This is a genomic window from Mycobacterium sp. TH-M11 (assembly GCF_057473725.1).
Map to the genome: position 1 here is coordinate 1 of NZ_JBYCLD010000096.1, position 4,516 is coordinate 4,516.

Annotated in this window: 6 protein-coding genes; 2 read left to right on the forward strand and 4 right to left on the reverse strand. The window is 67.8% G+C overall.

Annotated features, from left to right (window positions below; translation table 11 throughout):
• The 4 genes from AC2VOG_RS03850 to AC2VOG_RS03865 form a co-directional block, all read right to left on the reverse strand.
• A partial coding sequence (locus AC2VOG_RS03850) for an NAD(P)(+) transhydrogenase (Re/Si-specific) subunit beta (RefSeq protein WP_486938591.1) occupies positions 1 to 485 on the reverse strand: 485 nt, incomplete at its 3' end.
• Complete coding sequence (locus tag AC2VOG_RS03855) at positions 482 to 808, reverse strand: NAD(P) transhydrogenase subunit alpha part 2 (RefSeq protein ID WP_486938592.1); 327 nt, start codon at positions 806 to 808, stop codon at positions 482 to 484. The genes AC2VOG_RS03850 and AC2VOG_RS03855, both read right to left, overlap by 4 nt.
• Positions 809 to 1,906: a Re/Si-specific NAD(P)(+) transhydrogenase subunit alpha gene (locus AC2VOG_RS03860; protein ID WP_486938593.1), complete on the reverse strand. Its 1,098-nt coding sequence runs from the start codon at positions 1,904 to 1,906 to the stop codon at positions 809 to 811. It lies immediately after the preceding gene.
• Positions 1,907 to 2,025: 119 nt separating this feature from the next.
• Entirely contained in the window at positions 2,026 to 2,487 is a 462-nt protein-coding gene (locus tag AC2VOG_RS03865) for a nuclear transport factor 2 family protein (protein ID WP_486938594.1), read from the reverse strand.
• A gap of 67 nt (positions 2,488 to 2,554) precedes the next feature.
• On the opposite strand from AC2VOG_RS03865, the gene AC2VOG_RS03870 reads away from it, so the two are divergent.
• Positions 2,555 to 3,766 carry an acyl-CoA dehydrogenase family protein gene (locus tag AC2VOG_RS03870; protein WP_486938596.1) on the forward strand — a complete coding sequence of 404 codons (1,212 nt, stop codon included), beginning with the start codon at positions 2,555 to 2,557 and terminating at the stop codon, positions 3,764 to 3,766.
• Position 3,767: 1 nt separating this feature from the next.
• A partial coding sequence (locus AC2VOG_RS03875; protein WP_486938595.1) for a tyrosine-protein phosphatase occupies positions 3,768 to 4,516 on the forward strand: 749 nt, incomplete at its 3' end.

A 4,516-nucleotide genomic window follows, 5' to 3' on the forward strand; every position in this document is an offset into this window, starting at 1 on the left:
CCGAGACCGATCGGCGCGCCGGAGATGATCTCCTGCAGCTTGCCGAAGGCGATGATCGAGCCCCAGAACGAGATCGACCCGATGATTGCGGCGAACAGCGACGCCACCACGATGTGCACGGTCGGCGACTCGTGATGCTGGAACGCCGAGAAGCCCTTGGTGTCCATGAATTCGGCGAGTGCGATCAGCGCGACGGTGCCACCGCCGACGCCGTTGAAGAACGCCACCAACTGCGGCATGGCGGTCATCTTGGTCATCCGGGCCGGCGGAACACCGAGCACGACCCCGACGACCAACCCGGCGACAATCAGCACCCAGGATTCGGTGTGGCGGATCTTGATCAGCGTCGCCGCGACGGCCAGGGCCATGCCGACCGCAGCGATCAGGTTGCCGCGCACGGCGGTCTTGGGCCCGGTCAGGCCCATCAGGCCGTAGATGAACATCGCGAACGAGACGATGTAGAGGCCGATCACCAGGTAGTTCATTTGGCGGCCTCGGGCGTCTTCGCGGGGCCGGACGCCTTCTTGCCCTTGAACATCCCCAGCATTCGGTCGGTGACGATGAAGCCGCCGATGACGTTGAGCGTGCCGAACACCACGGCCACGAACAAGATGATCTGCACCGCCAGAGAGGGATGCTCGACCTCGCCGAACACCACCAGGGCGCCGAGCACCACGATGCCGTGGATGGCGTTGGTGCCCGACATCAGCGGGGTGTGCAGCGTGTTGGGCACTTTGGAGATCACCGCGAACCCGACGAACCCGGACAGCACCAGGATCGCCAAGTTCGCGAGAAGTTCGTCGTACATCTAGTCCTCCCCGACCGTCTGCCGCGTCACACATGATTGCGCGACGACTTCGTCCTCGAAGTCCGGGGCCAGCTTGCCGTCTTTGATCAGCAGGTCCAGCAGCGCGGTGATGTTTTTGCTGTACAGCTCGCTGGCGTGTTCGGGCATGGTGGCCGGCAGATTCAACGGCGAGGCGATCGTGACGTCGTGGCGGACGACGGTGCGACCCGGTTCGGTGAGCTCGCAGTTGCCGCCGGTCTCCCCGGCGAGGTCGACCACGACGCTGCCGGGCTTCATCGCTTCGACGGCGGCGGCGGTCACCAGCCGCGGCGCGGGACGGCCGGGGACCAGCGCCGTGGTGATGACGACGTCGAATCCGCTGATCGCCTTTTCGAGTGCCTGCTGTTGCTGGGCCCGCTCTTCGTCGGTGAGCTCGCGGGCGTAGCCGCCCTCACCGGCGGCGTCGATTCCGAGATTCAGCCACTGCGCGCCGACCGAGCGGACCTGGTCGGCGACCTCGGGCCGCACGTCGTAGCCGGTGGTGCGGCCACCCAGCCGTTTCGCCGTGGCCAGGGCCTGCAGCCCGGCCACCCCGACGCCGAGCACCAGCACGGTGGCCGGCTTCACGGTCCCCGCGGCCGTGGTCAACATCGGGAAGAACCGGGTCGACTCCGAAGCAGCCAGCAGCACGGCCTTGTAACCGGCGACGTTGCCCTGCGACGAGAGCGCGTCCATCGCCTGCGCCCGCGAGATCCGCGGAATGGCTTCCAGCGCGAAGGCCTGCACGCCGGCCTGCTTGAGGGCGCCGATCGAGTTCTCGGCGTTGCGCGGCGCCAGGAAGCCGATCAGGGTCTGCCCGCTCCTGAGCCGGCTGACCTCTTCGGCGGTCGGCGGCGCGACCTTGACCACGACGTCGGCCGCCCACGCGTCGCCGATGGTCGCTCCGGCCTCGGTGTACAGCGCGTCGGGAAGCAGCGCGCGCTCACCGGCGCCCGCCGCCACGACGACCGCCACACCGTTTTTCACCAGCGGCGCGATCGCCTTGGGCACCAGCGCGACCCGCCGCTCGTCGGCTCCCGACTCGGCGACCACGCCGACCGTCGTCTGCGTTTCTGTCATGGCGTCCGCATCTGCTTCCTGAACGTCCTACTCCTCGGCAAGTCGGCAACAACCCTAACCTGCTCGTCCGGCTCCTCCTGCCGCCTCCCCGGGGCAGGCGTCGTTGCCGGCGGCCAAGCTCACCAGAGCGGAAAGCCCTGCCCGTGCTCGGCCGGCCCCCGCGGGCCGAAGAAGCGGCGCTCGGCCACGTCGATCGCGACGTCGTTGATGCTGGCCTCGCGACGCGCCATCAGGCCGTCCGCGTCGAACTCCCACAACTCGTTGCCGTAGCTGCGCCACCACTGACCGGAGGCCTCGCGGCTTTCATACTGGAAGCGCACGGCGATGCGGTTGTCGTGGAAGCTCCACAGCTCCTTGCGTAACACGTAGTCGAGTTCGCGCTGCCATTTGCGGGTCAGGAACGCCACGATCGCGTCGCGGCCGACGACATGCTCGCCACGGTTACGCCATTGCGAGTCAACGGTGTAGGCGCGGCTCACCCGGTCTGGATCGCGGCTGTTCCACGCGTCCTCGGCGGCTTGGACCTTCGCGATCGCGGTCTCACGAGTGAACGGCGGCAGCGGCGGGCGGAGGTCAGTCATGACGTTCATCCTGCCCCCGGTGTGCCCCCGTCGCGGGTGGCTTATCGTGACGGTCATGGACTTCGCAATGTCAGCCAAAGCCAGTGACTACCACAAGCGGTTGAGCGAGTTCATCACCGATCACGTCTTCCCCGCCGAAGCCGAGTACGACAAGCACCGCGCGCAAGTCGGGCCGAATGATCACACGGTTCCGCCGATCATCGAGGAACTCAAGACCAAGGCCAAGGCCGCGGGACTGTGGAACCTGTTCCTGCCGTCGGAATCCGGGCTGACCAACCTGGAGTACGCGCCGCTGGCCGAGTTGACCGGGTGGAGCCTCGAGATCGCCCCGGAGGCGGTCAACTGTGCGGCACCGGACACCGGCAACATGGAGACCCTGCATTTGTTCGCCACCGAGGAACAGCGCAAGAACTGGCTCGAGCCGTTGCTGAACGGTGAGATCCGCAGTGGCTTCTCGATGACCGAGCCCGCCGTTGCCAGCAGCGACGCCCGCAACATCGAAACCTCGATCGTGCGCGACGGCGCCGACTACGTGATCAACGGTCGCAAGTGGTGGACGTCGGGCGCGGCGGATCCGCGCTGCAAGATCCTGATCGTAATGGGCCGCACCAACCCTGAGGCGGCCAGCCACCAACAGCAGTCGATGGTCCTGGTGCCCATCGACACACCGGGTGTCACCGTGGTCCGCTCGACCACGGTCTTCGGTTACCAGGACCAGCCCGGGCACTGCGAGATCATTTACGACAACGTCCGGGTGCCGGCCACCAACCTGCTCGGCGAAGAGGGGTCGGGTTTCGCGATCGCCCAGGCGCGACTCGGCCCGGGCCGCATCCACCACTGCATGCGTGCGCTCGGTGGTGCCGAACGCGCGCTGGCCCTGATGGTGCACCGGGCGAACACCCGGATCGCGTTCGGCCGGCCGCTGGCCGACCAGGGTTTGGTCCAGCAGGCAATCGCGCAGTCGCGCAACGAGATCGACCAGGCCAGGCTGCTGTGCGAGAAGGCCGCGTGGACCATTGACCGGCACGGCAACCGGGCCGCGCACCTGCTGGTCTCGCAGATCAAGGCGGTGGCACCCCAGATGGCCGGCAATGTGATCGACCGGGCCATCCAGGTGCACGGGGCGGCCGGGGTCAGCGAAGACACGGTGCTGGCCCGGATGTATGCCTGGCAGCGCGCGATGCGAATCTTCGACGGACCCGACGAGGTCCACATGCGTTCGATCGCGCGCGCCGAACTCGGCCGGGAGAAAAGCGCTTTCGCCGCGGCGGTCAGCTGAAGTGGCGGTTGGCTTACGGGATTTGCAGGGCGCCTGGAATTTTCGCGACGTCGCCGACACCACCGGCGTACTGCGACCGGGGCGGCTGTTCCGTTCCGGTGAGCTGACCGAACTGGGCGACGACGGCCGCGCGGAGTTACGCCGTTTGGGTGTCACCGACGTCGCCGATCTACGCTCGCGCAGCGAGGTCCGCCGCCACGGCCCGGGCCTGGTGCCGGACGGCGTGAGCATTCACCTGCTACCCATCCCCGACCTGGCCCCCGACGACGTCGACCAGGACGGCGAGGCCCCGCACGAGCACGCCTTCAAGCGGCTGTTCGAGGAAAGGCCGGACGGGGAATCGGTCAGCGACGCCGCCACGCGCTACATGGTCGAGGAGTACAGCCGCTTCCCCACCTACCCCGGAGCGCCGGCGGCCCTGCGCCGCATGGTGACGCTGCTGGGTGACGGGCGCACGGTGCTGGCCCACTGCTTCGCCGGCAAAGACCGCACCGGGTTCACCGTCGCACTGGTGCTGGAGGCTGCGGGCGTCGAGCGCGACGCCATCGAGGCGGACTTTTTGACCAGCAACCACGCCGTGCCGTTCCTGCGCGAACGAATTCTCGACGCCATTCGCCGACGCGCCGACGTCGCGGTGACGCCCGAGCTGATGTCGACGACCGAGGCGCGGCTGTCCGAGGAGGTACTCGGGGTCCGTGCGGAATACCTCGACGCGGCACGACGGACGATCGACGACACCTTCGGCTCGCT